The sequence below is a fragment of the Paraburkholderia ultramafica genome, assembly GCF_902859915.1.
GTDB classification, from domain to species: Bacteria; Pseudomonadota; Gammaproteobacteria; order Burkholderiales; family Burkholderiaceae; genus Paraburkholderia; species Paraburkholderia ultramafica.
Window position 1 is genome coordinate 60,101 of sequence record NZ_CADIKK010000033.1, and the last position, 26,112, is coordinate 86,212.

25 protein-coding genes are annotated in these 26,112 nt (G+C 58.9%); 18 read left to right on the top strand and 7 right to left on the bottom strand.

Translation table 11 applies throughout. The features are described 5' to 3' along the window. The first annotated feature begins 5 nt into the window (after positions 1–5). Genes HV744_RS28295 through HV744_RS28315 form a run of 5 tightly spaced genes read left to right on the top strand, consistent with a single transcriptional unit; the run spans position 6 to position 4,739 of the window. Positions 6–314, top strand: coding sequence for a VirB3 family type IV secretion system protein (locus HV744_RS28295; protein WP_175152668.1), 309 nt, complete (start codon positions 6–8; stop codon positions 312–314). Further along, a complete protein-coding gene (locus tag HV744_RS28300) occupies positions 311–2,788 on the top strand; it encodes a VirB4 family type IV secretion/conjugal transfer ATPase (protein ID WP_175152669.1) in 2,478 nt (825 codons plus the stop codon). Before HV744_RS28295 ends, HV744_RS28300 begins: the two co-directional genes overlap by 4 nt. Positions 2,789–2,823: 35 nt before the next feature. After that, the gene (gene virB5, locus HV744_RS28305; RefSeq protein ID WP_175152670.1) at positions 2,824–3,483 is read left to right on the top strand and encodes a P-type DNA transfer protein VirB5; all 660 of its coding nucleotides are present in this window, start codon (positions 2,824–2,826) and stop codon (positions 3,481–3,483) included. Further along, positions 3,483–3,722 carry an EexN family lipoprotein gene (locus tag HV744_RS28310; RefSeq protein WP_246279226.1) on the top strand — a complete coding sequence of 80 codons (240 nt, stop codon included), beginning with the start codon at positions 3,483–3,485 and terminating at the stop codon, positions 3,720–3,722. The genes virB5 and HV744_RS28310 overlap by 1 nt, the downstream gene beginning before the upstream one ends. A 12-nt stretch (positions 3,723–3,734) precedes the next feature. Continuing rightward, positions 3,735–4,739, top strand: coding sequence for a TrbL/VirB6 family protein (locus HV744_RS28315; protein ID WP_175152671.1), 1,005 nt, complete (start codon positions 3,735–3,737; stop codon positions 4,737–4,739). A gap of 47 nt (positions 4,740–4,786) precedes the next feature. On the opposite strand, the gene HV744_RS28320 is transcribed toward HV744_RS28315, so the two are convergent. Both HV744_RS28320 and HV744_RS28325 read right to left on the bottom strand, forming a co-directional pair. Then, positions 4,787–5,020, bottom strand: coding sequence for a hypothetical protein (locus HV744_RS28320; RefSeq protein WP_175152672.1), 234 nt, complete (start codon positions 5,018–5,020; stop codon positions 4,787–4,789). Positions 5,021–5,177: 157 nt separating this feature from the next. Then, positions 5,178–5,747, bottom strand: a complete 570-nt coding sequence (locus HV744_RS28325; RefSeq protein WP_343056471.1) for a DNA methyltransferase — start codon at positions 5,745–5,747, stop codon at positions 5,178–5,180. 593 nt (positions 5,748–6,340) lie between these two features. Between HV744_RS28325 and HV744_RS36855 the strand changes: the two genes are divergently transcribed. The 10 genes from HV744_RS36855 to HV744_RS28370 all read left to right on the top strand — a co-directional run bounded on the left by HV744_RS36855 (position 6,341) and on the right by HV744_RS28370 (position 17,808). Continuing rightward, on the top strand, positions 6,341–6,487 hold the full coding sequence (locus HV744_RS36855) for a TrwH protein (RefSeq protein ID WP_217469161.1): 147 nt from the start codon (positions 6,341–6,343) through the stop codon (positions 6,485–6,487). After that, a complete protein-coding gene (locus tag HV744_RS28330) occupies positions 6,484–7,200 on the top strand; it encodes a VirB8 family type IV secretion system protein (RefSeq protein ID WP_217469165.1) in 717 nt (238 codons plus the stop codon). Before HV744_RS36855 ends, HV744_RS28330 begins: the two co-directional genes overlap by 4 nt. A 14-nt stretch (positions 7,201–7,214) precedes the next feature. Further along, positions 7,215–8,087: a P-type conjugative transfer protein VirB9 gene (gene virB9, locus HV744_RS28335; protein WP_175152674.1), complete on the top strand. Its 873-nt coding sequence runs from the start codon at positions 7,215–7,217 to the stop codon at positions 8,085–8,087. Then, positions 8,084–9,220 carry a type IV secretion system protein VirB10 gene (gene virB10, locus HV744_RS28340; protein WP_175152675.1) on the top strand — a complete coding sequence of 379 codons (1,137 nt, stop codon included), beginning with the start codon at positions 8,084–8,086 and terminating at the stop codon, positions 9,218–9,220. Before virB9 ends, virB10 begins: the two co-directional genes overlap by 4 nt. Beyond that, on the top strand, positions 9,201–10,256 hold the full coding sequence (locus HV744_RS28345) for an ATPase, T2SS/T4P/T4SS family (RefSeq protein ID WP_175152676.1): 1,056 nt from the start codon (positions 9,201–9,203) through the stop codon (positions 10,254–10,256). The genes virB10 and HV744_RS28345 overlap by 20 nt, the downstream gene beginning before the upstream one ends. A gap of 170 nt (positions 10,257–10,426) precedes the next feature. After that, positions 10,427–13,222 (top strand): class I SAM-dependent DNA methyltransferase, encoded by a 2,796-nt coding sequence (locus tag HV744_RS28350; RefSeq protein WP_175152677.1) that lies wholly within the window; start codon positions 10,427–10,429, stop codon positions 13,220–13,222. Further along, complete coding sequence (locus HV744_RS28355) at positions 13,219–15,348, top strand: DEAD/DEAH box helicase (protein ID WP_175152678.1); 2,130 nt, start codon at positions 13,219–13,221, stop codon at positions 15,346–15,348. Before HV744_RS28350 ends, HV744_RS28355 begins: the two co-directional genes overlap by 4 nt. Next, complete coding sequence (locus tag HV744_RS28360) at positions 15,341–16,534, top strand: GIY-YIG nuclease family protein (RefSeq protein WP_175152679.1); 1,194 nt, start codon at positions 15,341–15,343, stop codon at positions 16,532–16,534. The genes HV744_RS28355 and HV744_RS28360 overlap by 8 nt, the downstream gene beginning before the upstream one ends. A gap of 227 nt (positions 16,535–16,761) precedes the next feature. Then, positions 16,762–17,526: an Abi-alpha family protein gene (locus HV744_RS28365; protein WP_175152680.1), complete on the top strand. Its 765-nt coding sequence runs from the start codon at positions 16,762–16,764 to the stop codon at positions 17,524–17,526. Positions 17,527–17,538: 12 nt separating this feature from the next. Next, complete coding sequence (locus HV744_RS28370) at positions 17,539–17,808, top strand: hypothetical protein (protein ID WP_175152681.1); 270 nt, start codon at positions 17,539–17,541, stop codon at positions 17,806–17,808. A gap of 29 nt (positions 17,809–17,837) precedes the next feature. Here HV744_RS28370 and HV744_RS28375 read toward each other — a convergent pair whose 3' ends face one another. Further along, positions 17,838–18,143 carry a type I restriction endonuclease subunit M gene (locus tag HV744_RS28375; protein ID WP_175152682.1) on the bottom strand — a complete coding sequence of 102 codons (306 nt, stop codon included), beginning with the start codon at positions 18,141–18,143 and terminating at the stop codon, positions 17,838–17,840. A gap of 375 nt (positions 18,144–18,518) precedes the next feature. Here HV744_RS28375 and HV744_RS28380 point away from each other — a divergent pair, with 375 nt between their 5' ends. Beyond that, positions 18,519–19,067: a hypothetical protein gene (locus HV744_RS28380; RefSeq protein WP_175152683.1), complete on the top strand. Its 549-nt coding sequence runs from the start codon at positions 18,519–18,521 to the stop codon at positions 19,065–19,067. Positions 19,068–19,229: 162 nt separating this feature from the next. Here the strand turns inward: HV744_RS28380 and mobF are convergent, their stop codons facing one another. Genes mobF through HV744_RS28395 form a run of 3 tightly spaced genes read right to left on the bottom strand, consistent with a single transcriptional unit; the run spans position 19,230 to position 23,917 of the window. Then, positions 19,230–22,004, bottom strand: a complete 2,775-nt coding sequence (mobF, locus tag HV744_RS28385; protein WP_175152684.1) for a MobF family relaxase — start codon at positions 22,002–22,004, stop codon at positions 19,230–19,232. A 3-nt stretch (positions 22,005–22,007) separates the two neighbouring features. Continuing rightward, positions 22,008–23,555, bottom strand: coding sequence for a type IV secretion system DNA-binding domain-containing protein (locus HV744_RS28390; RefSeq protein WP_175152685.1), 1,548 nt, complete (start codon positions 23,553–23,555; stop codon positions 22,008–22,010). After that, the gene (locus HV744_RS28395) at positions 23,552–23,917 is read right to left on the bottom strand and encodes a hypothetical protein (RefSeq protein ID WP_175152686.1); all 366 of its coding nucleotides are present in this window, start codon (positions 23,915–23,917) and stop codon (positions 23,552–23,554) included. The genes HV744_RS28390 and HV744_RS28395 overlap by 4 nt, the downstream gene beginning before the upstream one ends. A 350-nt stretch (positions 23,918–24,267) precedes the next feature. Between HV744_RS28395 and HV744_RS28400 the strand changes: the two genes are divergently transcribed. Continuing rightward, positions 24,268–24,594 (top strand): hypothetical protein, encoded by a 327-nt coding sequence (locus tag HV744_RS28400; RefSeq protein WP_175152687.1) that lies wholly within the window; start codon positions 24,268–24,270, stop codon positions 24,592–24,594. Further along, positions 24,591–25,538: a hypothetical protein gene (locus HV744_RS28405; protein ID WP_175152688.1), complete on the top strand. Its 948-nt coding sequence runs from the start codon at positions 24,591–24,593 to the stop codon at positions 25,536–25,538. Before HV744_RS28400 ends, HV744_RS28405 begins: the two co-directional genes overlap by 4 nt. Positions 25,539–25,677: 139 nt before the next feature. Here HV744_RS28405 and HV744_RS28410 read toward each other — a convergent pair whose 3' ends face one another. Continuing rightward, positions 25,678–25,950 (bottom strand): hypothetical protein, encoded by a 273-nt coding sequence (locus HV744_RS28410; RefSeq protein ID WP_175152689.1) that lies wholly within the window; start codon positions 25,948–25,950, stop codon positions 25,678–25,680. Positions 25,951–26,112 lie beyond the last annotated feature (162 nt).

Here is a 26,112-nt window from a genome sequence, read left to right on the forward strand (position 1 = left end):
CGGCCATGGACGACGACATCCACCCGTTTCCCTTGTTCAAGGGAGCAACGCGGGTTCCGACCAGGTTCGGCGTTCCGACCACGCCGCTGCTTTGCGCGGTGTGCGTAGTCGCCATTTTGGCGATGTGGGCCAGCCTGTGGTGCTGGCTGCTCTTGATCCCGGTCATCGCCATTATGCGGCTCATCACCCGCCACGATGACCGGGCCTTCGGCATCTGGTGGCTGTGGTTCGAGACCAAGGCCAGGAACCGCAATAAAAGGCTCTGGGGCGGTTCGTCCTATGCCCCCCGGCACTATCGCAGGGGGCGGAGATGAATCTCAGCGAAGCTCTAAAGGCGATGGAAAGCGAAGTCGGGATGAGCGAGTTCATCCCGTTCTCGCACCATGTCACGCCTTATATCGTCGCGACCTCGTCGGCGGACTATCTGACGACCTGGAAGCTGACCGGCCGCTCGCATGAATGCGCGGACATTCGCGACGTCTTCCAGTGGGTCCGCGATCTGAACAATTTCATCCGCGGGGTAGGGACGGCGGATATTTCCTTCTGGACGCATATTCATCGCCGCCGTGTGGTGGAGTATCCGGACAGCGCCTTCGACAATTTCTTCTGCAAGACGCTTGACGACAAATATCGCGCCTCGTTCTCCGACTACAACCTGATGGTCAATGACCTCTATCTGACGGTCGTGTACCGGCAGGCCTCGGACGACATCATGGCTTTTTTCGCGCGGCGCGAGAAGCTGAGCGCTGCACAGAAGACGGACCGCCAGAATGAAGCGATCAAAACGCTCAACGACATCAACCGGACGATCGACGGCCATCTCGCCCGGCATTACGGCGGGGAGCTGCTCGGCATCTATGAGCATGACGGCCATGCCTTCTCGTCGACGCTCGAATGGCTCGGTTTCCTGGTGAACGGCGAGCATGCAAGGGTGCCCGTCGCCCGTGGCCGTATCGGCGATTATCTCGGCCTTAACCGTCCGATATTCAGCCGCTGGGGCGAGATTGGCGAACAGCGCCGGACCGACAAGACCGTCAGCTTCGGCATGCTGGAAGTCCGCGACTTCGACAGCAATACCGAACCGGGGCAGCTCAATGCGCTGCTGGAAAGCAATTACGAGTTCGTCCTGACCCAGAGCTTTTCCTGCCTGTCCCTGCATGCCGCGCGTGGCTTCCTGCAGCGGCACAAGCAATCGCTGCTCGATGCCGAGGACGTCGGCACGACGCAAATCGCGGAGATTGACGACGCCCTTGATAGGCTCGTCGCGCGCGACTTCGTCATGGGCGAGCATCATGGGACTCTGCTCGTGTTCGGCGGGACGGCCGCGGAGGTACGCAATCACCTGAGCAAGGCGAAGGGCGCAATCCTCGATTGCGGGGTGGTGCCGAGCCAGGTCGATCTTGCGCTCGAGGCTGGCTATTGGGCTCAGCTGCCGGCGAACTGGAAATGGCGCCCGCGGCCAATGCCCATTACCTCGCTCAATTTTTTGAGCTTCGCGCCGCTTCACAATTTCCTGAGCGGCAAGCCGGTCGGCAACCCCTGGGGTCCGGCGGTGACGATCTTGAAGACCCAGAGCGGGACGCCGCTCTACCTGAATTTCCATGTCTCGGGGCTTGATGAAGACGCCAACGACAAGCGCCTGCTCGGCCATACCTTTATCGGCGGGCAGTCCAGCTCGGGCAAGACGACCTTGCTCGGCTTCCTGCTGGCGCAGGCGCAGAAGTTCAATCCGACTGCGGTTGTGTTCGATCTGGATCGCGGCATGCAAATCGCAGTCGAGGCCATGGGCGGCAAATATCTGCCGTTGCGCAACGGCGTGGCCTCCGGTTTCAATCCGTTCCAGCTCGAGCCGACGCGGGCCAATATGCTGTTTCTCAAGGGTCTGGTGCTGCAGCTAGTCAAGAGCGACGGCAGCCCGGTGACGCATCGCGATGACGTTGAAATCGAGGGGGCGCTGACTACGTTGATGACGCATATCGACAAGCCGCTGCGGCGTTTGTCGATGCTGGTGCAAAACCTCCCGAACCCGCTTGCGGCAGGGGAGGGAGCGCCAAGCGTTCACGCGCGGCTGGCGAAGTGGTGCGATCCGGAACAGCTCGGCTGGCTTTTCGACAACGAGGTCGATGAGCTCGATCTGACTACGCATCGCATGTATGGCTTCGATGTGACGGATTTCCTCGATAACCCGGTTACGCGCACGCCGACCATCATGTATCTGCTCTTCCGCACGGAAGCGATGATCGACGGTCGCCGCTTCATGTATGTGTTCGAGGAATTCTGGCGCATCCTCGACGACCCGCAATTTGAGAGCTTCGTCAAACAGAAGCTCAAGACGATCCGCAAGGCGAACGGGATCTGCGTGTTTTCGACGCAGGAACCGGGCGACGCGCTCGAGAGTGCGATCGCCAAGACGATCGTTCAGCAAATCGCGACTTACATCCTGCTGCAGAACCCGCGCGCGGACCGGGCTGACTATACCGAGGGCCTGAAGCTGACGCTCCCGGAATTCGAGGCCTTGAAGGCGATTCCGGAAGGGTCGCGGCGCTTCCTGGTGAAGCAGGGCGAACAAGCCGCGCTGGCCGGTCTCAATCTGACCGGCTTCGACGATGAACTTCTGATCCTGTCCGGAACGCCGGACAACGCCGACATCGCCGAACAGGTGATCGCCGAGAAAGGCCGTGACCCTGCGGTCTGGATTCCGGCCTTCCTCAAACGGGTGCGGGCTTCGATGGCTCGGCAGAAGTTGAAGGATCCGGCCATTTTGCTTCCCGCGGGAGAACTGCCATGAAACGATGTTTCATTAATGCGGCCTTGGCTCTGGCCATGGCGTTATCGCCCGCGGCCTATGCGCAAGTGCCGGTGACGGTTACGAGCGACATCCCCGGCGCGGTGTTTCATGCCGAAGACATCGCCAAATACACGGCGCAGCTCGAGCAGTTGAAGATGCAGGTCCAGCAACTCCAGATGACCTACAACTCCCTGAACGGCTCGACCGGCATCGCTAATCTCTTCCGTAGTTCGGGACTGGCGTCCGCCTTGCCGCCCAGCTGGCAGGGCATATACGCGACGGCGACCAGCGGCGGATATTCGGGGATCTCGGGTTCGGTGAGCGCGCTCACGGCCGCGGAGCGCGTTGTCGGCTCGGTCTCGAGCGCGCAAGCGGCGATTGTCGCCCGGCAGAACCGGAAGGCCATCACAGACCAGGCGATAGGGCAGGCGGGCTATGCCGCGGCGACGCAACGCCTGAACGACATCGAAGCCATGACGCAGCAAATCAATGCGTCAACGTCGCCCAAACAAATCATGGACCTTCAGGCGCGCATCGCGTCGGAACAGTCGGCGATTCAGAACGAGCAAACCAAGCTTCAGCTCGCGACCATGTTGCAGCGGAACGAAGATGCGTTGATCGAGCGGCAGAAGGACCAGGTAAACGCGACCGTGTTCAGCCCGAACAACACCGCTGTTCCGGGTCTCGGAGATTGATGATGGGTAAGTCTCTACTCATAGGCGCTGCGGCGGTTCTTGCGCTCGGCGCTTGTGACGGAAGCCTGCCGCACGATGTGGCCTACTACCGTACCCATGACCAGGAACGCGCCGAGAAGATCGCGCAATGCGAACGCGATCCGGGCCATCTCGATTACTCGCCGAATTGCCGCAACGCGCATGAGGCGGAATCGAGGAAGGTCTTCGATGCCAAAAACGTCAAGGTTCCGCGCATCTGAGCGGGGGGTGTCATGGACTTTCATCTTTTCACCGACCTGTTCCGACACATAGACGCAGCCACGGCGACGTTTGCGACGGATGTCTCGGGGCGTGTCATCACGGCGGCAATGCCAGTGATCTCTGCAGGCCTGACGCTCAGCTTCATCTTCTATGGGTTTCTGGTCGCGCGCGGCGCTGTCGACCATAGCTTGAAGGACTTCATGTGGAAGTGCCTGAAAATCAGCCTGATCGTCTCGGTCGCTTCCGCCGGCGGCATCTATCAATCGCAGATTGCCGGGGCTATCCAGACAGCGCCGGATGAATTCGCGACGGCGCTGCTGCCTGCAAGCGCGCCGAGCGCTCAAGGAACGCAAGCGGCGACGATGATCGACCAGGCAGCCAGCGAAGGCTTTTCCAAGGCAGGCGACGCTTTCGAGAAGGCGGGCATCTTCTCGAAAGAAGGGCTTTCTTATACCGCCTTCGGCGTTCTCTGTCTCCTATCGACAGCGCTTTTCACTGCTATCGGCGGAGCCTTCATTCTGCTCGCCAAGATCATGCTGGCGCTGCTGGCGGCGCTCGGGCCGCTATTCATATTCGCGCTGATATTCAAGGCGACGACAGGATTCTTCGAGCGCTGGGCCGGGCATGTACTCGGTTTCTCGATGCTGATCGTATTTGTCTCGGCCGTCTTCGGGCTGATGATCCAGCTATTCACAACCTATATGGAACAGGCCAGCTTCGATAACGGCCTCAATTTCGCCGGTACGATCGGGGGCTGCGTCGTGCTGGCCGTGGCCTTCCTGTTCATCATTATCAAGCTTCCGGAATACGCATCGGCGATGATGGGCGGGATTGCGGCCGGGCTTTGGTACGAGGCACGGATTGCAGCCGGAATAGGTCGCCAGACCTCCGGGGCAGGGCAGGTGGCCGTTGGCTCTGCGGCCAAAGCAGGGGCGGCCGGGGCTGGTGCGGGCCGTGCAGCCGGAGGAGCGGTCCGCAAAGCCGCCGGCCGGTTCAAAGGATCGCGCAGCGGCTGATCCCCTAGGGTCAGGCCGGTGCCGCACGAGCAGCACCGGCCTCCTCGTTATGCCGGTTGCTCAACATCGGGCGTAATGGGGCATGAAATCGTCCAATGTTCCGGAAACCCGCCTTCATAGCCACGGTAATCCCACGGGTCACAAGCGGTTTCTGGCTCCGTGGCGACTTCGTAGACAGTCGCCACGTCATGGTCTATTACAACGGCTTCGACGAAAGAGCCCGCATAAACGGCACCGACATTGCCGCCGCGCACCTCGATAATCACTCTGACTTGTTCCATGACTATTCCTTTCTTATTGAGCTTCCGCTGATAGTGCGGCAGCTTGCGCGAGCCTGTGCTTCAAGGCGTTCAGGTTGACGGCAATGGTTGCGGAAATGACCTGTTTGTTTTCGTGGTTCATGGTGTTCTCCTTCATTTTTTAGAGTTGTGTTTGTCGTCACGCAGCCGATGTGGTCTTGCCGCGAACGTATCGGCTTGCCCCGTCGAGCCGGTTGCGCGCATAGGTGACGTACTTCTCTTCGAGTTCGATGCCGAGATACCGGCGGCCGCATAAAGTGGCTGCTACTGCGGTGCTGCCGGACCCGGAAAAGGGGTCGAGAACAATGCTGCCGGGTTGAGAGAAGCCTTGAATCAAGGGTGTGAGAATACTTACTGCCTTCTCGGTCGGGTGGAACCTGTTGCCGGAGTATTCCCATTTCCTCACATCGTCGAGGGGCTTTGCGGGCCTTTGTGGATTTCCTTTAACAAGGAGATATGCCTGTTCATGTCGTGCGCGCAAATATCCGGCGCGCGACGCATAGCCTTTTTGCCAAACCAAATGACCTACCGGCTTGAAACCGGCGTCCGTCCAGGCCTCAAAGAAGGCGTCAACCTTGGACCAACCATAAAAGCTCACGCAGAAAGTATCCGGCTTAAGAACCCTATATACGTCTTTAAAGGCTCCTAACACGCTGTCCGGGTTTGTGTCGTTCTGGATGCTTCGCCCATTCCTGTCTTTGTATCGGATGAAATAGGGCGGGGTCGGTCAACACGAAATCAACCGAATGGTCGGGGATGGTTTTCAGGACTTGGTTGCAGTCTCCATTGATTATCTGGTTTGTCGTAAACATTTGCGTGGCCTTTCTTCATGGTTTTGTGGGTTGCGAATGCAACCCTGCTAGGCCCGCGCCAATGAGCGGTGAATTGCTGCAAGGGTGGCGATGTTGCTCGCAACATTTTTGGGGGGACCGCGCGCCTAAGCGCATGGGGGAGCCAAAACCGGAGGCGCTCCCCTTGCAGCAAGAGGCCGCAGGCCATCCTCCCTTCTGCCCTTCCGAAACGGATCGTCACCGTATGGCCGGGACTGCAAGGCCCGGGGCGCTTTTGCGACTAGAGCCGGGCCGGACTCGTCCGGATTCGCCCGAGATGACGTCGATCTCTTCTATTTGCGGGCAGCCACCCGCCGTCGCCAGCCCGCGTTGATGAGTATTTGAACAAGGAAATTGGCAGAAGGGCTTCGCGATCTGCAGCGGTGTCGCACTTTATTTAAATATCAAAATTGCAAATTTGATAAGTAATGTGCTAGGCTGGTGGCTATCCAATCCGTCGCCAGTCTCCATCATGAAAACGCTCATTGCAGGGCTGTTTTGCATCCTGATGGCCGCATGCTCCAGCACGCCGAAAAAGCCCCGGCAGCCGGACGATGCAACCCGCGTTCCGGTCAACCGGACGATGCCGCTCGAAGTGCGGAACGGGGTGACAAAGTGAGCCCGCTCGATTTGCTGAAACGGCCGGGCGCCGTCAGAACCGAGGAGCTGGGCGCATATCTCGCCGAAAGCCGGGGCCTCGAGCGCGATTTCTTGCGCGAGGTCCTGCGCTCCCGCCGGAACGCCTGGCGCGTTGCAATCGCCGCGGCGGTATTCGGGTTTGCGTCCTTGATGACCTTGACCCTGCAGATCGAGGAAAGCAGCAAGCCGGTGCCGCCATTCATCCTGCGCGTCGATAACACAACGGGACAAACCGATGTCGTATCGGTGATGAAGACCCGGCAGGACAGCTATGGCGACGTCGTCGACCGGTACTGGCTGAGCCAGTACACCATGCATCGGGAGAGCTACGACTATCAGACGATTCAGGCCGATTACAACGCAACGGGCCTTATGAGCGCTCCGGATGTTGCGGCGGAATATCGACATGTTTTCGAGGGCGATAACGCGCGCGACAAGATTCTCGGCGATCGCGGCCGCATTCTGGTTGAGATGGAGAGCCCGCCCGTCCTCAACCCCGGCACGAGCACGGCCTCGGCCAGGTTCACAACGGTGCTGCATTGGAAGAACAACCGCCCCGACGAAGTGCGGCACTGGATTGCGACCATTGCCTACAGCTATGTCCAGTCGCCGATGAAGCCGCAGGACCGGCTTATCAACCCGCTCGGTTTTCAGGTCCAGAGCTACCGGGTCGATCCGGAATTGGCGCGGTGAGGAGAGCGATCATCATGAAACGGGTTTCTCTCATCCTCGCTCTCGCCCTGGCTTGGCCTGTCCCGGCCGCCTTCGGGCTCGACAATCCCGGCCGCTCGGCGGCTGACTACCGGATCAAGCACACCAATTACAACCCGGATGACGTGGTGCGGCTCGATGCCGTGATCGGCATCGCGACGCACATTATCCTGCAGCCCGGCGAAAACTATGTGACCCATGCTTTCGGCGACCCGAATGGCTGGGAATTCGCGCACAAGGACAATCACTATTTCATCAAACCGAAGGCGGAGAACAGCGACACCAACCTTGTGATCGTGACCGACAAGCGCAGCTACAACTTTGTGCTGCACTTTATCGGGAGCTATACGACGAAAGATGCCGCCGGCAATACCGTCAAGCATCCGATCACGACGCCATGGGCGCTCAAAAATGCGACGCTGCAGCTCGCTTTCAACTATCCCGCCGACGACGCGCGCAAGGCGGCCGAAGCGAAGACGGCGGCGTCCGTCCAGGATCGCTTCCGCGGCCGCACCGGCAGCCTGAACCTCAATTACACGCAAAGCAGCACGCACATCGATCAGGACATCGTTCCGCTCAATGTCTGGGACGACGGGCGCTTCACCTATTTCCGTTTTGCGGAAAACGTCAGCCTGCCCAACGTCTATACCGTCGGTTCGGATGGCGAGGAGACTCTGGTCAACCGGCATATGTCGCCCGAAGACAACCGGGTGATCGTCGCCGAAAAGATCGCGCCGAAATTCCGGCTTCGCCTCGGAGATCAAGTGGTCGGGATCTATGACGAGGCCTATTCCCAGGCTGGGCCCGGCAATTCGACCGGGACGGCGTCTCCCTCGGTGCATCGCGTCGTCAAAGGAAGCGCGCAATGAGCCTCGACAAGAATACGGGCGAGATCGACGTCGCCCGCGAACTCGAAAAGCAAAGTGCCGGCCGGGGCGGTCTGGATGATGAAGCCAGCCGCCGTCGACGGACGCCGGGCGCCAAGCTCTTTCTGATGGTCGTCATCGCGCTGGGCGTGCTGCTGGGCGGGTTTCTGACCTGGCGGGCATGGCAACGCGCGCACCGGGAGCCTGATGCCGCTTCGCACAAAGTGGCGAAGGTCGAAAATACGCTGCCGCCCTTCACCCCCTATAAACCGGATCCGAGTCCGGACCCGGCGGCAAGCGTCCCGCCGGCAGCAGCGGCACCTGTCGCAGCGTCGTCACCGAAGGCAGCCGATAGCAAGCCCGTCAAAACGCCGGAAGAGCTGCTTGAAGATCGCCGCTTCGCGGGCGGATTTGGTGCGGGAACCGGACCGTCCGACAGCTCGGATGTCTCCAAGCCAGTCCGTGCCAGTCTCGCGGGCGGGGCAGGCGAGAGCAATCCCGACAATCCGCTCGAAAAGCGCCTCCAGCCCCTCAAGCTCAAACCGTCGGTCGCTGGTCTGCTTTTCAACCGGGATTTGCTGCTGACGCGCGGTGCCATGATCGATTGCGGGCAGCAATCCATGCTCGTCACGGACCAGCCCGGCATGGTCACCTGCTACACGACGGCCGACGTCTATTCGGCCAACGGTCATGTCGTCCTCATCGATGCGGGCTCCAAGGTCGTCGGGAGCTACCAGACCGGGATACAGCAGGGCCAGAAGCGCGTCTTCGTGATGTGGCAGCGGATCGAGACGCCGGCCGGCGTGATCGTCGATATCGACAGCCCGGGAACCGATGCGCTCGGCGCGGCCGGCGAGCCCGGCCAGGTTGACACTCATTTCTGGGAGCGGTTCGGCGGCGCAATCATGCTGAGCCTGATAGGCGACTTCGGGCAAGCCGTGGTCAATGCCGCGCAGCGCAGCGGCGGCCAGACCCTCACGCTCAACAACACGTCGAATTCGACGAGCGAGATGTCGACGGAAGCCTTACGCAACACCATCAATATTCCACCGACCCTCTACAAGAACCAGGGCGACCGCGTCAGCATCTTCGTCGCCCGCGATCTGGATTTCAGCGATGTCTACGGCCTTAAATGAGGTGATCGGCTTCAAGGCCAAGTCGATCGAGCAGCTGATCCGCCCTTTGCGGCGCTGGCTGGACGATGATGCCGTGATGGAAATCCGCGTCAAGCCGGGCGAAGTGGTCGCGCAGGCCTTCGGCCGATCGGAATTCTTCCCCGTGCCGGAACTGACTTTCGGCTATCTGCGATCTCTTGGAACGGCGCTCGTTTCATATGCGGGCCTCGGGCTGCAGAGCGTCAACTATGTGACGCTGCCCTGGGGTCAGCGAGGCACGGTCCTTCTGCCGCCCGCGGTGCTCGAGGGCGCGATCATGATCGTTATCCGCAAACATTCGCCTGTGGTCAAAACGCTCGTCGAGCTCGAAGCGGAGGGTGCTTTCGCGAAATGCCGGGATGTATCCTTTAACCGGCCGACCGAAGCCGACGCGGCCACGGAAAGCACGCGATCGGACTTCGGTCGTCTTGAACCCTTCGAGGTGGAATTGCTCAGCCTGAAGCGTGAGGGACGTTGGAGCGAGTTCCTGCAGCGTGCCGTCGAGCTGAAACGCAACATCGTCATCGCCGGCAAGACCGGTTCCGGCAAAACGACCTTGGCGCGCTCGCTGATCGAAGTCGTACCGGCCGACGAACACATTGCGACGATCGAGGACGTCCACGAGCTTTTCCTGCCGAACCATAAAGAGGTGACGCATCTGTTTTATGGGGAAGGGGCAGTGCGCATTTCGGCGCTGGCTTGTCTTGCCGCCTGCATGCGCATTACCCCGGAGCGGATTTTTCTCGCCGAGCTGCGCGGCGCGGAGGCCTGGGAATACACGAATTCGCTCAACACCGATCACGGCGGCGGCATCACGACCACGCACGCCAACGGCGCCGTCGAGGCCTTCGACCGGATTGCCACGCTGATTAAGAATTCGGAGATCGGTCGCACATTAGAGATGGTGACGATCCGGCACGTCCTCTATACAACAATCGACGTTGTGCTATTCATGCGGGACCGTAAAATCCTACAGCTCTTCTACGACCCTGTATTCAAACGCTCGGAAATGAGGTGATGGATCAACAGCTTCAGTTGGGATGTTTCGCTAATTTTGGAATGTTGCCCCACTGGACTTAGCAGACTATCATGCGTCGCGTGTTAATTAGGAAAGACTATGTATTGCCTGAAGATGGTCCCGCACGTCGTCAAGACGCCTGAAATCGATTTTTGCAAGATCGCTGCCCGATGAATGCCGTAGAAATCGATCAGGCCATTTCGGAACTGGCTTTGCAGCCCTTTGATGCTGTCGAATTCCCCTTCGCCTTCCTGGCTGCCTTCGGCAACAAGGACACGGCAATTAAGCGACTGCGCACGGGCAATAACAACGCTTCGGACGTGCCAGGTGGGGTGCTCCAACGCAACAACATCCACCTCGCCGTCTGCCAGCCCGATGACGCCGGCGGTACTGTGGGTGAAACTCTCCAGGCATTGCGCGCCAGTCAGGCCACTATAAAGGCCAAAGCCAGGTTCATCCTCGCAACCGACGGTGAGAGCCTCGAAGCTGAAGAGTTAGGTAGCGGTGAAACTGTCGCGTGTTCGTATCGGGATTTCCCGAACCACTTCGGCTTCTTCCTGCCGCTCGCCGGCATCTCCACCATTAAGGAGATCAAGGACAACCCGATCGACGTGCGCGCTACGGGCCGACTAAACAAGTTGTATGTCGAGCTGCTGCGTGAGAATCCCGATTGGGCCACGGACGAGCGGCGCCCGGACATGAACCACTTCATGGCGCGGCTGGTGTTCTGCTTCTTTGCTGAAGACACCGACATATTTGACGGCCAAGGCCTCTTCACCCGCACAGTGGAGCAGATGAGCGAGCGCGACGGAGCCAATACCCATGAGGTTCTGTCCGAAATCTTCCGCGCCATGAACACGAAGCGTGCCGACCGTTCCGTGGCGAACTTTCGGCCTTGGGCGGACCGGTTTCCCTACGTGAACGGTGGCCTGTTCTCCGGGAGCACCGATGTGCCGCGATTTACGCGCATGGCACGCAGCTATCTGATTCACGCTGGTAATCTGAACTGGCGCGAGATCAACCCCGACATCTTCGGCAGTATGATCCAGGCCGTTGCGGACGAGGAAGAACGCGGTGCGCTGGGCATGCACTACACGAGTGTCCCGAACATTCTGAAGGTACTGAATCCGCTTTTCCTCGATGATCTGCGGACACAACTGACGGAAGCCGGGGACAACGAACGTAAGCTGCTTAACCTCCGCAAGCGCATGTCGCGCATTCGGGTGTTTGACCCGGCCTGCGGTTCCGGCAACTTCCTCGTCATCGCTTACAAGCAGATGCGCGAGATTGAGGCCGAAATCAATCACCGCCGTGGAGAAGCCCATTTGGGCAGCGAAATACCACTGACCAACTTCCGTGGCATCGAGCTGCGCGACTTCCCGGCAGAGATTGCGCGCCTGGCGCTCATCATCGCTGAGTTTCAGTGCGACGTGCTGTATCGCGGGCAGAAGAATGCGCTGGCAGAATTTCTGCCGCTGGATGCGCAGAACTGGATCATTTGCGGCAATGCGCTGCGGCTGGATTGGCTTGGTATCTGTCCTCCCACTGGAACGGGCGTAAAGTTTGTGGCCGATGACCTGTTTGGCACACCGCTCAATCAGACTGAAATTGACTTCCAAAATGAAGGCGGAGAGACATACATTTGTGGCAATCCGCCGTACCTAGGCTATAAATTTCAAAGCGCAGCACAGAAGGCAGACGTTGCTTCTATTTTCGGCGCACGGACGAAAGCATCAAGGTCTCTTGATTATGTCACTGCTTGGTTCATGAAGGCCGCTGACTACGGCGTGCAGTCTAAATGCGTCGCCGCGTTTGTTACCACGAATTCCATTTGTCAGGGACAGCAAGTGCCGATTCTTTGGCCGTTGATTTTCGATACGGGGCATCGAATTGCATTCACGCACACGTCGTTCAAGTGGGCAAATCTCGCTAACCACAACGCTGGCGTGACTGTCGCTATCGTTGGCATCGCGCATGAATCGTCTATAAAGAAGCGTCGGATTTTTTCGGAGAGCAACGAACATGTCATGGAGACGGTCGCACAAAACATCAACCCGTATTTAGTAAACTCGCGAGATATTTTCGTTGAAGCCCGTAATCAACAGATATCGGGCTTAAGTGAGATGTTGTCCGGGGACAAACTTACCGATGGTGGGCATCTCGTTTTATCGGAAGAGGAACGCCGAAGTTTGCTCGCTAGTGCCCCTGAGGCAGAACGATATCTCGGTCGCTTGGTTGGGGGGCAAGAATTGATTCGGGGGATACTGCGTTATGCGCTGGTGATTCCCGATGATGAAGTGGAGGATGCATCGAAGCTGCCCGGCGTGGAATCGAGACTCCGTGCTGTCGCTGCGGTACGTGCATCCAGTACCAAGAAAGCAACTCAAGAGCTAGCGTTAACGCCGCATCGATTTGATGAATCGAGATTCGAGGCTCGCCGAAAAATCATTGTGGCTCAGTTATCGTCCGAAAATCGTGAGTATTACCCGTGCGATCTTGTGGCTCAGGCGGACGTTCCGATGGCCCCATCGCTTGTAATTTATCGAGACGATCCACACCTGCTTGCGCTTATAGCTTCGCGCCTTCATCTGATATGGATCGCCACGGTCTGCGGAAAACTGGAAACGCGATATCGCTACTCCAACACTCTCGGCTGGAATACCTTTCCCGTGCCGTTGCTGACCGAACAGAACAAGGCTGACCTGACGGCTTGCGCCGAAGATATTCTGCTGGCCCGCGAGGCGCATTTTCCGGCCACGATCGCCGACCTCTACGACCCGGACAACATGCCGGAGAACCTGCGCCATGCCCACGAGCGTAACGATGAAATTCTGGAACGCATCTATATCGGCCGGCGCTTCAAAAACGACACTGAACGCTTGGAAAAGCTTTTCGACCTTTACACAAAAATGACGTCCTCCCAGACCAAGCCTGCGGTTAAAGCAACAAGGAAGAAAAAAGCATGAACGAGAACGCTGGCAATCCGACCAATGCCTACACCGTGCCGTCAGTCTCAATTGCCACGGCACGTACCGGCGTCTCCACCAAAGCAAATGCGCTTGGCATGCGCACGATGCAGGAACGGGCCTACGCGAAACGCGGGGAGCAGTACCTGCTAATCAAATCGCCTCCAGCCTCGGGCAAGTCGCGCGCTTTGATGTTCATCGCGCTGGACAAGCTGCACAACCAGGGCCTGCAGCAGGCGATTATCGTGGTGCCCGAGCGCTCGATCGGCGGCAGCTTTGCTGACGAGCCGCTCAGCAAGTACGGTTTTTACTGGGACTGGCAAGTGGCCCCACAGTGGAACCTATGCAATGCCCCCGGCGTGGACGAACCCCGCGTGGCGCGATCGAAGGTGGATGCGGTCCGCAAGTTTCTGGCTAGCGCCGACAGGGTGCTGGTCTGTACTCACGCCACCTTTCGCTTTGCAGTGGAAGAACTCGGTATCGAGGCGTTCGACAACCGTCTGATCGCCATCGATGAATTCCACCACGTCTCCAGCAATCCGGACAACAAGCTCGGTAGCCAGCTCGGCGCTTTCATCGCTCGCGACAAGGTGCATCTTGTCGCGATGACTGGGTCATATTTCCGGGGCGATAGTGAAGCAGTGCTGTCGCCGGCGGACGAAGGCCGGTTCGAGACCATCACCTACACCTACTACGAGCAGCTCAACGGCTATAACTGGCTGAAATCGCTCGACATTGGCTATTTTTTCTATACCGATCGTTATGTCGACGCTGTACCAAAGGTGCTGGACCCGGCACTAAAGACGATCGTTCACATCCCGAACGTGAATGCGCGCGAGAGCCTCAAGGACAAGGAGCGTGAGGTCAACGAAATCATGCATTCGCTGGGCGAATGGAAAGGCATCGACCCGGCTTCAGGCTTCCACCTGATAGAGACGCCTGTGGGCCAGACGCTAAAGGTTGCCGATCTGGTGGACGATAGCGACGCAGCCAGGCGCTCACGCGTGCTGAATGCACTCAAGGATCCGGCGCAGAAAGACAATCGCGACCATGTCGACATCATTATTGCACTGGGCATGGCGAAGGAAGGCTTTGACTGGATCTGGTGCGAACATGCGCTGACGATCGGCTATCGCAGCAGCCTGACCGAGATCGTGCAGATCATCGGCCGCGCCACCCGCGACGCCAAGGGCAAAGAGCGCGCGCGATTTACCAACTTGATCGCCGAACCGACGGCCGATCAGGTCGCCGTGGCTGAAGCCGTGAACGACATGCTCAAGGCGATCGCGGCCAGCCTTCTGATGGAGCAGGTGCTAGCCCCTCGCTACGAATTCACGCCCAAAAACACTGGCCCGAAGGAAGGCTTCGACTACGGCGAACAGGGCTACCAGGAAGACGGCCACAATGTCGGCGTGAACAAAGATACGGGCCAGGTCCATGTCGAGATCAATGGACTTATTACGCCGCAGAGCGGGGAAGCAACGCGTATCTGCCGGGAAGATCTGAACGAGGTTGTCACCAGCTTCCTGCAGGACAGGACCGTGCTTGAGCGCGGCCTGTTCGATCAGGAAAACACCCTGCCCGAAGAACTGACCCAGTTACGCATGGGCAAGATCGTGCGTGAGCGCTATCCGGAACTGAGCGAGGCCGACCAGGAAGCAATCCGGCAGCATGCCATTGCCGCCATGAACATCACGCAACAGGCGAAGCTTGCCCTGGCGGGAGCCGATGCGAGTGGCGCGGATGCCGGCCAGACGGCGCAAGGAAACACTTCCTTGCTGGACGGGGTTCGCAAGTTTGTCAACGTGCGCGATCTGGACATCGATCTTATCGACCGCATCAACCCCTTCGAGGCCGCCTATGCGGTGCTGGCAAAGGCGATGGACGAAAAATCGCTGCGCCAGGTGCAGGCGAGCATTGCCGCGAAAAAGGTGAATATTCCGGAGGAAGAAGCCCGCGAGTTGGCCAAACGTGCGCTGCTGTTCAAAAACGAGCGGGGCCGCCTGCCCGACATCAATTCTGCCGATGCTTGGGAAAAGCGCATGGCGGAAGGCGTCGCGGCCCTGGCGCGATATCGCGCGCAGGCCAAGATGGCACAGGCAATGGGAGAGACCGGCAATGGCTGAGATGGACGACGACGAACTGCTGGACGCGCTGGGCGTAGAAGTCGCCCCGCTCAAGACCTCCAGCCATACCCCGCGCGAGGAACGCATCATCGCCGGGTTTGAGGAGATCCTGCGCTTTTATGAGACCCACGGCCGCGCCCCGCAACATGGCGAAGATCGCGATATCTTCGAGCGTCTGTACGCGGTACGCCTCGAGCAGCTGCGCAGGCTGCCAGAAGCGCAAACCCTGCTGGCGAACCTTGATGAACCGCGCCTACTGTCGACTGCGTCGTCGACGGCAGTCAAGGTGGAAGAGCTGGATGAGGACGCATTGCTCGCCGAACTGGGTGTAAGCGATGAACCCGCCGAAGACGACATCACGACCTTGCGCAACGTTCGCCCTTACGAAACACGCCGGGTGGCCGAGGAAATTGCCACTCGAACCCGCTGCGAGGACTTTGAGAAGTTCCAGCCATTGTTTGAGAAGGTTAAGCGTGAACTGAAGGCGGGCGAGCGCAAGGTGATCCGGCTGGAAACCCGCTCTCTCGATGAAATCCAACAAGGAACCTTCTTCATTGTCGGCGGACAGACGGCCTACATTGCCGAAGAAAAGGGCGAATTCACCACCGAGTACGATCGGCGCGACATGCGTCTCCGCGTCATCTACGACAATGAAACCGAAAGCGAGGTCCTGCAGCGTTCGCTGCAGCGCGCTCTGCACCGGGACAAGGTCGCTAGACTTATCACCGAACCGAGCATTGGCCCTCTATTCGGCGATGTTCCCGAGCCGGATGACATCGCAAGCGGGACCATTTATGTTTTACGCAGCGAATCCGAACACCCGTTCGTCAAGGAGCACCGGGAGCTGATCCATAAGATCGGCGTGACTGGCGGGAAAGTCGAAGCACGTATTGCCGGAGCCGACAAAGATGCCACTTACCTGCTCGCCAACGTAGAGGTCGTAGCCGAGTACAAGCTGCACAACATCAACCGGTCAAAGATGGAAAACCTGTTTCATCGCCTCTTCGGCGCGGCACAGATCGATCTAACGATCAAGGACCGGTTCGGACATCCCGTTAAACCGAAGGAGTGGTTTCTCGTGCCATTACAGGTCATTGACGAAGTGGTGAAGCGGATCGTCGACGGCTCCATTACGGGCGTGGTGTATGACCCTAAATCGGCCAAATTGGTCCCGACCACTGCGTGATAGGAAGGGCATGCGGGACCGTAAAATCCTGCGTTCCTTCTACGACCTATATTCAAACGCTCCGAAATGGGATAGATGAAATCGCGGTAACGTTCCGTACATCTGTTTTCAGCAGATTTTGAAATCTGGAAGGGCCTCGGAATCCTCGCCCCAGATTTCGCAGCCGGCTTAGGCCGGCTTTTTTTGGGTTCATCGTGGCTGGGAATGCGGCAAACAGGAGAATGAAAATGGTTGACCCTACCGATCTAATGAAGGCAGTGCCCGAAGACGTTGTCAAAGAAATCTACAGTGACGCGGTTTCCGATACGCTGAAAGAGGCGGGCAAGATCGGCGTCGATGTGGTTAAAACGCTCCGGCTGGTTCTCTTGCCGATTCAATACACCGCAATGCTACAGAACCGGCTCGCCCGTCACCTCAAGCGCGCTATCGACCGCGTTCCGAGCGACGATCGAATAGCACCTGTCCAATCCATAACCCTCGAGATTGCGGATCGCGTTCGCAATCAAGAAGACGATAGCCTCGTCGCGGAGATGTATGTGAGCTTGCTGGCAAGAGCGATGGATCGGAAGCGCGTGTGGGAAGCGCATCCGGCGTTCGTCCAGCTGATCGGGCAACTGGCTCCCGATGAAGCGCTTCTGATCGAGCAGCTTTCCCGCGCCGATCCTTCGCTTTATATACGCGTGCCGGACAGTAACGTAGCTATGACGGAGGCTGAGCGTTCCCTCGCGATTGCGATGTCAAACATGTCGCTTGAATTGAAAGAAAAGGTTGCTCGGATCGCGGTCGCCCCCGAAGAGCTCGGGCAACAGGACCTCGTTTACGTGTACATCGAGCATCTGGTGTCGCTCGGCTTAGTGTCATATGTGAATGAACCATGGAGCGATGAATTCAAGGGCGCGCAGCTCCATGAGTGCAGCTTCTGGTTCATCACGCTTAACGGATTTGGAAAACTATTTCACCGCGCATGTTTATCTGATCGCAGGAACAAATAGGAAAGGGCCCGCATGCTTAAGCGTAGGTTGACCAGGGCATTCCTGGACTGGACAAGCGAGTGGAACGAAGAAATTCACAACGCAATCGAATCGAAAGTTTTCGAAGAATATGGCCGTATGTTCCCCAAGGGCACGGTGGATGCGGACGCGACGATCAGAGGGATGCGAGAGTTTTATTATGCGCGAATCTCCAATACCGCCAACTTGGCGGTTGCGATAGTGGCCCTCCTGGTCGCCTTTGTTTCATTGATTGTGGCGGCAATAGCCTTATTTAAAGGGTAAAGCAGGCCCCGTGGGGCCTGCCTCCGGCATCAATATTCATCCGGCAGTAGGAACGTCGTCACCGAACGATCCGCTTCGGTGATGATCCAGACGCAGTTGTCGCCGTGGTCGGCGCACACCTTGTTCGGATTGATCGGAAATGCCGATAGGATCCTGTCGCCTTCGGTGACCGCTGCATCGTTTGCGGCCGCGTCATCGGCGCAGACGCATCCCCAATTGCCACGGACGTGCCTGGACAGCAAAACCAGTAGCGCGATCTGATTGGGAATGGCCTCGAGGACGCCGGGGGTGGCCACGATCTGGCCGAGCTCGAAGAGTGGTTTCTTTGTCGTCATCGCTTTTCTCCTTGTGAGGGTTTTCGATGTGACGAAGAGGGCACGGGTAAAGCGGACGGAACATGGGTCGCCCGGAACCGCACAAGCGCAGCGCGGAAGCGAGGACGAGCGCAGCCTTAGCCCATTGAGGAGGCCGCGGCCGTGCCATAAACGGAAACGAGAAAATCCGGAACTGAACGTGGAGAAAAGTCCAGGCGGCAGAGAATTGCCTAATCGACGGAGGCCGGAGCCGTCGAGGTGTTCGACCGGATCGCCAGGCGTCACTCCGGAAATGTCGGCGACCGCACAAAGACACCCCCAAACTCGCAATGCGCAGCCCAATCTAGTGACCTATGCTAGTTAGACCTTCGATAGGCTGCGTAAGGGAGTAGTCATATGCCACGCACGAAATCGCCAGTCTGGACCGTGTACAACAAGTTGAGAACAGCCAGGCTCAACGTGAAGTACTACTGCTGCCGGCTTGAATCTATCGAACGCCAAAATTTTATTTTAGAACTCATATTGCTTGCATCGGCACCCACCTCTGCCATTGCGGGTCTATGGTTTTGGCAAGAGCCTTATGGCCAATCGGCTTGGAAGTTTTTTGGGGTTGTGGCTGCCGTTGCAGCCGTCCTGAAGCCTTTACTTGGCCTCACGAAAAAAATTAAGAATATGGAAAGTGTCGTCGTCGGCTATAAGGCGCTTGAATATGACCTCATGGAAATAGTCTCGCTCATCGAACAAAAGAGAAAATACGACGCCACACAACAAGCGGATTTGAAACGGGCAATAGCCAAGGAAAAGGCGCTAGTAGTCCAGCCAGTCGAAACACGGGAGAGAAAAAAAGTAAAAGCAATTTGCGAAGCCGAAGTGAGGCGCGAGTTGCCCGATGATTACTTTTTTGTACCGGAGGAACCACATGTCATTTCAACCCAGGCCGAATGATCATACGGACCCGACCAAGAGTCCAATTGAAAGGCCAGACGAACCGTATGAGCCGATTCCGGATCCACGTGACCCGGAGAATTATCCCGATTCATCGCCGCCGCCGTCTCATGTCGAGCCGGATAACCCTTGGTGAAGATACCCGTCGCTGCCAGCCGCTCGTCACGCTCGCTCCCGCTCAAGCGCACGACGCTCACGCGTCAGGTCCAGGGCCGTATGTTTCGGATTCTCCCGCGCGATCGCAGCCGGCAGCGAGCGGATGTCATTGGTGTAGATCCGCGCTTCCTGGCGCGCCCGGGAGATGGCGACGTAATAGACATCCTTGGCCGTTGTCCGGCTTTGTGTCTTGGCATCGATCAGAACCCGGTCGGCGGTAAGCCCCTGGGCGCTGTGGACAGTCGTCGCATAGGCATGATCGAGGTGTAGCGGGCGGACCGTACTCAGCTCAACGCGTTTCCTGTCGCTTTCGAGAACGATCTTCCGGGCTTCAACAGCGGCAACCCGGAAACGATCCCCGTTAGCCAGATCGAGCCCTGCGTCATTGCGTGTGATCCGGACGACGTCGCCTGCTGCGAGCTCCGACCGCTCGGGCTGATAGACAGAAATCCGCGCATGCTGGGCGGGCGAATAGGCGATCTTCACGCCGTCTTTGTCCGTGACGGTGAGCCGGTTTCCCGGTCCGGTGTCGACGATTGTGTAAAGCTCGCCGCGCTTCAAGCCGCTGCGGTAATCCTGCTCGGGCTGGATAACGTCGCCGATCTCGTAGTTTTTCGAGAAGCGCCGTTCGGCCTGCGTGCTGTCGCGCCGGACGAGCGTATCGAATTCGATGCCGCTGCCGGCGGTGCCGATGGCCTCGCGGATGCCTTGATTGATCGCACGGCGCGCTTCATTGGTGCCGCTAACGATCAATGTCCCGTCGCGTTCGGCCGGCGACAGCTCCATATAGTCGCGGACCAGCTGCGCGCGGCGATCGCCGTCGTTCCGAATTTCGGAAACAAAGGCGATCTTCTCGAGCGAGGCCGATGTTTTCCCATGCGCCGCGAGCTCGACAGCCGCTTTCAACAGCGGATCTTTCTGCCGCTGGATCTCCGTCATTCGGGCCGTCTCCATGCCGTTGTTCTGGAGCTGGTCGAAGGGACGGCCGGCCTCGATAGCCTTGGTCTGCCCGGTATCGCCCACGAGAACGACGCGCGCGCCGGCCTTCTCGGCCAGCTTCAAGGTCTGCTCCATCAGGCGGGTGGGAACGACGCCGGCCTCATCGATCACGAGCACCGTTTTGGCGCCCAAATCTTTGTCCTTGGCTCTGAGGAAAGAGGCGAGGGTATTTGCCGTTACGCCGGATTCGCGTAACGCTTTTACCTGACTGCCATAGGGGGCAAGGGCCCTGACCTTGTATCCCTCGACTTCGACCATGTCGCGGGCTGTCTGCAGCATGTGCGTCTTGCCGGTGCCCGCGAAACCCTGAACGCCGATGATGCGGTTTTGCGAAGTCGCGAGCAGCAAAGCCGCTTCGCGCTGGCCGGCATTAAGCCTGGCCGTCGCGAGTCGCTCGGCGGCTGCATCGAGTCCGATGATCGGCAACACCCGGCCGCGCCCGTCACGCTCGATCTGCAGGATGCGCTTTTCGCGCCCGAGGGCGGTTTGGGTTGTAAAGCGGCCGTCGACGGCGAGCAAGCGGCCCTCGCGGATTGCGCTATCGACCCTTGCGCGGGCGGCCTCGCGGACCATTCCTGTCTTTGTCAGAGTCGCAATCCAGCCGCTGCGCGTTTGAACGGCCGCAACGCCGTTGTCAGCCGCCGGCCGGAAGAGGGGAGTTTCGCGGATCAGAAATCCGCTTTTGGTCTGCCGGCGAATCTCCGCATCGACCTGTTTCATCCTGACATTGCCGACGCCGTGCTTCATGGCGACGTCGATCAGCTCGCGCTCTGTAATCACGGCCTGGCGTTCGGTCAGGTGGTTGACCGCAAAACGCACAGCCCGCTCGGCCGCGTTACCCGGTAACGCGAGTAGGTTCACCGGCGGCCGCCGCTCGATGCTTTCGCCTTTCCATTCCCGGCGCTGGAAATCGATGCCGAGCTCCCGCGCGCGCGACTGCCAGTCTTTGAACACAGCATCCCGGTCGATCACGCCTTTGCGCGCCCGGGTTTGCATGGTCGCAAGCTGCTTTTGCATCGGCGAGGCCTGCGCGCGATTTAAACCTTGCGCCGCAAGCCGTTCCTCGATCTGGTGAGACCGCTGGCTGAAGGCTGCGAGCTGAGCCGGGCTGATATGGGCGAGCTCAAACATTCCGTCGCGTTCATGGCGGAGCTGATAGCCAAGCGCCTGCAGTTCGGCCGCGAGCTCGGCGCGGTAGATCGCGCCAAGATGTTTGACGGACTTCACGATCTCATCGTTTTTGAGAGCGCGCCATTCGCCGTCGCTGCGGCGGGTCAGGTTCATCACGACGGCATGCGTATGAAGCTGCGGATCGCGCTCGCGGCTGGTTTCATGGCGGAATTTCGCGACGATAAGATTGCCGCTCTTTTCAACCTGGGCCTTGCCGTGGACCTTGCGGCGCACCAGAGCCTTCTCTTCGGCTGCCGTCACGGCCGCGGCAACCGCGCGGTCGTGGGCCTGCAGAACGCGTGCATCTCCGGCCACCAAAGCCTGGATCGATACGCTTTTCGGCGCGGAGAATGTGAGGTCGACGCCAATCCGTTCCTTGGCATCGCCGCGTGTCGAGCCGCGGCTGACGCGGATTCCCGGCGCAACCTGGCCGGCGAGCAGCTGGCGAAAGCGGGCTGGATCGATGGGGCCCGCCAATCCGAGTATTGCCGCGCCTTCGCCCTGCCATTCACTGGCGCCGACTTCCTTGGCGTAATAGTCGTCGGCCCCGTCCTCGTAATAGCTGGCAGCTCGACCGATGTCCTGGCGCGTCATCACTTTGGCGCTGAGCATAGGTCATTCTCCGAACCCGCCGGCTTTGCGCTCGACGAAGGCCGGAACCTGGACCTTGTACGGGCGATAGCGGGTCTTGAAACGCGCGATCGGCGTATCACCGACAATCGCCAGATAGCCGGAGAGGTCGGGCAGGGATGTCAGCTGGGACGCGGTAACGACGCGCTCGCGCTCCACGATGGCCTGTGTTCCGCTGGTGCTGCTGCTCGTGCTGACATTGCGGCTCGTGCGGTCGCGCTCAACTTCATGCTCGCCGAGCGATTTGCTGAAATCCTCGGCCGTTGCCGGGTCGGATTTCGAGATGCGCAACACGGCAAGCGAGCTGAAGCATGACCGGAGCGTCTTGGCCGTATCGCGGCCGTAAATGTCGTCGAGCTGCGCCGTCGACTGCAGGCCGGCGACGACACGAAGGCCATGTTTGCGACCCTTGGTCAAAGCCGGTTCGAGAGAGGCGAGTTTTTCGAGCGAAGCGAGCTCGTCGATGAACGCCCAGATGCGACGGTCCGAATCCTCGGGCATCGACAGGATGGAGACGAACAAGGCATCGATCCAGGCCGAGATCAAAGGCTTGAGCGCGGGCGCCATATCCTCGCGCCAGGTGATCCAGAGATTGCCGCCGTCGCGGTCTTCGAGCCATGTCCGCAGCGAGAATTCCCCGCCGGGCATGGTGACATGCTCAGGCAGCTTGTCGGAGAGAAGAAAGCGCGCGGAGGTTAACGCCTTTGACGCCTCCGACGATCCGGCAAAGAGCGATTCCGCGAGCGTGCCGGTGAGGAATTCCTGAAGCTCTCCGGGCGGCGTGATAGTGGTCCAGCGGAACAATTCCCTGATCGACGGTTGCCCGAGCAGGCTCAGCTTTCGCGCGGTTTCGCGCAGGAGCAGGCGCGCATAGCCAGCCCATTCCTCGGCGTCTGCCGTCTTCCCGACCGGCACGATCGACATTGCATAGCGGTGAAAATCATAGTCCGCGCGGATCTCGTTGAAGAACGACCATCCGGCGGTGCGGGCGTCGTAGGGATTGAGAATGACGTCGCCCTCGCGCCAGAACTTGGACATCATGTCGCCGTTCGGATCGAGGCAGATAATGCGGTCACGTCGAAGCACTGCGCCAAGCGCGAGCTCGCGGAAAATCGTCGATTTCCCAGTGCCGGTGCCGCCGCCAATCAGAACATGCAGTTTCTCCGCGGCGACCGGAATGGGGATGTCCGCGACGGTCACATGGCGGCGTTTGCGGTCGGCCGTTTTTCTCGCCAGCCGTTCCGGCGAGACGATCCGCGTGCCGCGCAAGAATTTGCGATAGGGAGCCCCTTCAAATTCCGTCTTGCCGACGCGGGCAAGGATCCAAAGTACCAAGCCCGCCAGCGTGATTCCGGCCAGCAGCGCGGACAAAAGTAGTGGTTTATGGGGCGTCGCCAGGATGAGCAGGGCGATAGCTTTGGCCCGATGCTCATGCGGAATGACTTCCGTCTGGCGCACTGTCGCCAGCCAGGCCATAACGGGAATGACGATCGCGATGCCCGCGGAGAGCTGCCGCTTTTCGATGTCGTTCATTTGCGGCTCCCGGCATCGCCCGTCCAGACCGGCAGATTTTGTCGCCGGAGCTCCCCATGGACGACGCCCATTTTTGCTTCGCCGACGGCGCTCCGCATCAGCAAAAGTAATTCGAGCAGGATGCCGTCTTGGCGGGGTGACGTCGCAGGCGCACCAGGGCCGGATGGCGCGGCGGGTTCGTCGCGCGGAATGAGGGAGGCCTCGATCACGCGCCGGAGACTCGCCAGCTGCTCGGCAAGCTGGTCGCCTTGCTCGAGGCGGCGCTTCAGATAGGTCGAAAGTCCGACGCCCTGCGCCTGCGCCAGGTCGGAGTAGAGCTGCCATTTCTCTTCCGAAAGCCGCACTGAAATCGGGGCAACCATGTCGCTCTCCGCGCATCGTCGATGTATGCACAGTGTAGCGTATTAACAGTCGTTTTTATAGTTTTGATAGTTAATTTGTAGTCGCTTGTGTAGTCGTTCCGCCGTGGCGCTGGCTCCCGCCCGGGCCCGGCGGAGCAAGGCCGGCCGCGCACGGGCACCGTGCGTATGGTGTATCGCCTGCGGTTAAGGACAAAGGTCGGGGTTAAGGACGGATGGGCAGGCAAGCCGATGCCCGAGTTAAGGAGGGTATCGGACTATCCGGACGGCGAAGCCGGACGATCGACAGAGGCGATGCATCGGGAAAAGGGCCAGTTTTGACAGCATGACGGTATGCAGTCTATGAAAGCCGGATGTATTACAAGCTCGTCGATAAGAAGGTCACCAGATGCGCGACTGCACGGGAGTGGCACGAGTGGTTTGAGGCTGCGACGCAGTCGGGTGAGCGCTTTGTTGCCCAAGACGAAGTTGGAGCCATCGAGGTATCAACTTTCTTCGTTGGCGCTGATACGAATTCGGGTCAGGCCGGCCAGCTAAAGCTTTTCGAGACGGTAGTATTCGACAAGGGCGGGAAAGAGGTTGCAGCCTTGAACGCGCAATACAAAACATGGAACGGAGCGGCAGAGGGACACCGTGCAGTCCTTCGCAAACTCCGGAACCAAACATCGGGGATCGAATGAACAATCCAGCGCAAAAACCGACCCTCAAGATCAAACCATCAAAGGTCCTCTATATAAAACTTGGCAGGGGAGGTTCTTGGGAAAAAGAATGCATTGAACGCGGGATCCTGCGTTTCGGATATAACGAGACGCCATTCGAGGCCGCCTTGGCCGGCGACTGGGAGACGGTACGAGACGTGTGGCGAGCTCTTCGAGAAGACCCGGGCGCGGCGACAAGAGATGTAACGCAAATCCGCAATTTCTTTGAAGCCGACGAAAGCGTGCTCTGGGTCACGTTTTATGGCGGCCTGCTGTGGTGGTGCTTTGCGAAGCCCGGAGTCAAACAGCATGACGACGGTCATGGAAGCTACCGGGAGACTGTCGACGGCTGGCACTGCTGCGATATTCGCGGCGAAAAACTCTCGACCGAAAAACTGTCCGGGCATCTGCTCAAGGTGCAGGCGTTCCGCGGCACGATTTGCGACGTGATCGCCCGCGACTATCTCGAGCGAAAGCTCAACGGCGAGATGCTGCCCGAAGTCGAGGCGGCAGTCAGAGCGGAGAACGAGATGGTCCAACGGATCGTCCCGCTCATGCGCCTTCTGACCTGGCAGGATTTTGAACTGCTCGTCGATCTGGTTTTTGCCAACAGCGGGTGGAGGCGAATCGGACAGCTCGGAAAGACGCAGAAAACCGTCGACTTCGAGCTCATGCTGCCAACGACTAAAGAGCGCGCGTTCGTCCAGATTAAATCATCAACCGGAAAGGGCGATCTGGCAGCATATACCGCCGACTTCGAGAGACATGGGACGTTCGATCGGATGTTTTTCGTCTGGCACTCCGGCACTCTGGCGGAGACCGACGAGCAACAAGAGCGCGAGATTGTGTGCATCGGTCCGGAACGGCTGGCGCGGATGGTTTTGGATGCCGGTCTGACCTCCTGGCTCCGCGAAAAAGTGTGCTGACGCGCAATCCGCGACCAAGCCAAGCCATATCAAGACAAGGCTATCGAAACTTGGAAAGCCATTGGGCTTTCCAAGTAGCTTTCTACTGCCGCGGCCAAACATTGACGTTTGCGTGCAGGTGGACCGGCTGCACTTCCGATCAAACGCCGGACTGCGGAGCTTGGAACAGGCTGTTATAGCGGTTCGTGGGTTCCTCAACGCAACCGAGGCCGACAAGAAATTGGTCAGCCTCGATTGCCTCGCCTACGCCGTCAGCGATCAGGACGCGATAGACCCGGCCGACTTCGTTTTTGATCGCAAGGAATTTGTCCGTGAAAGGAAATTCGTTGTCATCGCCGACGCGCTCAATGTATGCAACGACTTGAGGGTCGATCGCGGCGAGCGATTCACCGGGAATCAATTTGCTTTTCATATCGTAGGTCTCCGAGATAGAGGCGCAATGATACCGAGGACAGCAGAAAAGCTGGTGGCCGGTGCGTCGATATGGCCCCAAATATCGCCCTCCTTCAGTGGGTTAGGGCCGCCGCCCGAATTTTCTTGATATGTACGGTAAAACGCCGTACATTATGGGGAA

Excerpts from the sequence above, each read along its gene's own strand:
- HV744_RS28295 (WP_175152668.1), top strand. The coding sequence starts at position 6 with ATGGACGACGACATCCACCCGTTTCCCTTGTTCAAGGGAGCAACGCGG.
- HV744_RS28300 (WP_175152669.1), top strand. The coding sequence starts at position 311 with ATGAATCTCAGCGAAGCTCTAAAGGCGATGGAAAGCGAAGTCGGGATG.
- virB5 (WP_175152670.1), top strand. The coding sequence starts at position 2,824 with ATGGCGTTATCGCCCGCGGCCTATGCGCAAGTGCCGGTGACGGTTACG.
- HV744_RS28310 (WP_246279226.1), top strand. The coding sequence starts at position 3,483 with ATGATGGGTAAGTCTCTACTCATAGGCGCTGCGGCGGTTCTTGCGCTC.
- HV744_RS28315 (WP_175152671.1), top strand. The coding sequence starts at position 3,735 with ATGGACTTTCATCTTTTCACCGACCTGTTCCGACACATAGACGCAGCC.
- HV744_RS28320 (WP_175152672.1), bottom strand. The coding sequence starts at position 5,020 with ATGGAACAAGTCAGAGTGATTATCGAGGTGCGCGGCGGCAATGTCGGT.
- HV744_RS36855 (WP_217469161.1), top strand. The coding sequence starts at position 6,341 with ATGAAAACGCTCATTGCAGGGCTGTTTTGCATCCTGATGGCCGCATGC.
- virB9 (WP_175152674.1), top strand. The coding sequence starts at position 7,215 with ATGAAACGGGTTTCTCTCATCCTCGCTCTCGCCCTGGCTTGGCCTGTC.
- virB10 (WP_175152675.1), top strand. The coding sequence starts at position 8,084 with ATGAGCCTCGACAAGAATACGGGCGAGATCGACGTCGCCCGCGAACTC.
- HV744_RS28345 (WP_175152676.1), top strand. The coding sequence starts at position 9,201 with ATGTCTACGGCCTTAAATGAGGTGATCGGCTTCAAGGCCAAGTCGATC.
- HV744_RS28350 (WP_175152677.1), top strand. The coding sequence starts at position 10,427 with ATGAATGCCGTAGAAATCGATCAGGCCATTTCGGAACTGGCTTTGCAG.
- HV744_RS28355 (WP_175152678.1), top strand. The coding sequence starts at position 13,219 with ATGAACGAGAACGCTGGCAATCCGACCAATGCCTACACCGTGCCGTCA.
- HV744_RS28360 (WP_175152679.1), top strand. The coding sequence starts at position 15,341 with ATGGCTGAGATGGACGACGACGAACTGCTGGACGCGCTGGGCGTAGAA.
- HV744_RS28365 (WP_175152680.1), top strand. The coding sequence starts at position 16,762 with ATGGTTGACCCTACCGATCTAATGAAGGCAGTGCCCGAAGACGTTGTC.
- HV744_RS28370 (WP_175152681.1), top strand. The coding sequence starts at position 17,539 with ATGCTTAAGCGTAGGTTGACCAGGGCATTCCTGGACTGGACAAGCGAG.
- HV744_RS28375 (WP_175152682.1), bottom strand. The coding sequence starts at position 18,143 with ATGACGACAAAGAAACCACTCTTCGAGCTCGGCCAGATCGTGGCCACC.
- HV744_RS28380 (WP_175152683.1), top strand. The coding sequence starts at position 18,519 with ATGCCACGCACGAAATCGCCAGTCTGGACCGTGTACAACAAGTTGAGA.
- mobF (WP_175152684.1), bottom strand. The coding sequence starts at position 22,004 with ATGCTCAGCGCCAAAGTGATGACGCGCCAGGACATCGGTCGAGCTGCC.
- HV744_RS28390 (WP_175152685.1), bottom strand. The coding sequence starts at position 23,555 with ATGAACGACATCGAAAAGCGGCAGCTCTCCGCGGGCATCGCGATCGTC.
- HV744_RS28395 (WP_175152686.1), bottom strand. The coding sequence starts at position 23,917 with ATGGTTGCCCCGATTTCAGTGCGGCTTTCGGAAGAGAAATGGCAGCTC.
- HV744_RS28400 (WP_175152687.1), top strand. The coding sequence starts at position 24,268 with ATGTATTACAAGCTCGTCGATAAGAAGGTCACCAGATGCGCGACTGCA.
- HV744_RS28405 (WP_175152688.1), top strand. The coding sequence starts at position 24,591 with ATGAACAATCCAGCGCAAAAACCGACCCTCAAGATCAAACCATCAAAG.
- HV744_RS28410 (WP_175152689.1), bottom strand. The coding sequence starts at position 25,950 with ATGAAAAGCAAATTGATTCCCGGTGAATCGCTCGCCGCGATCGACCCT.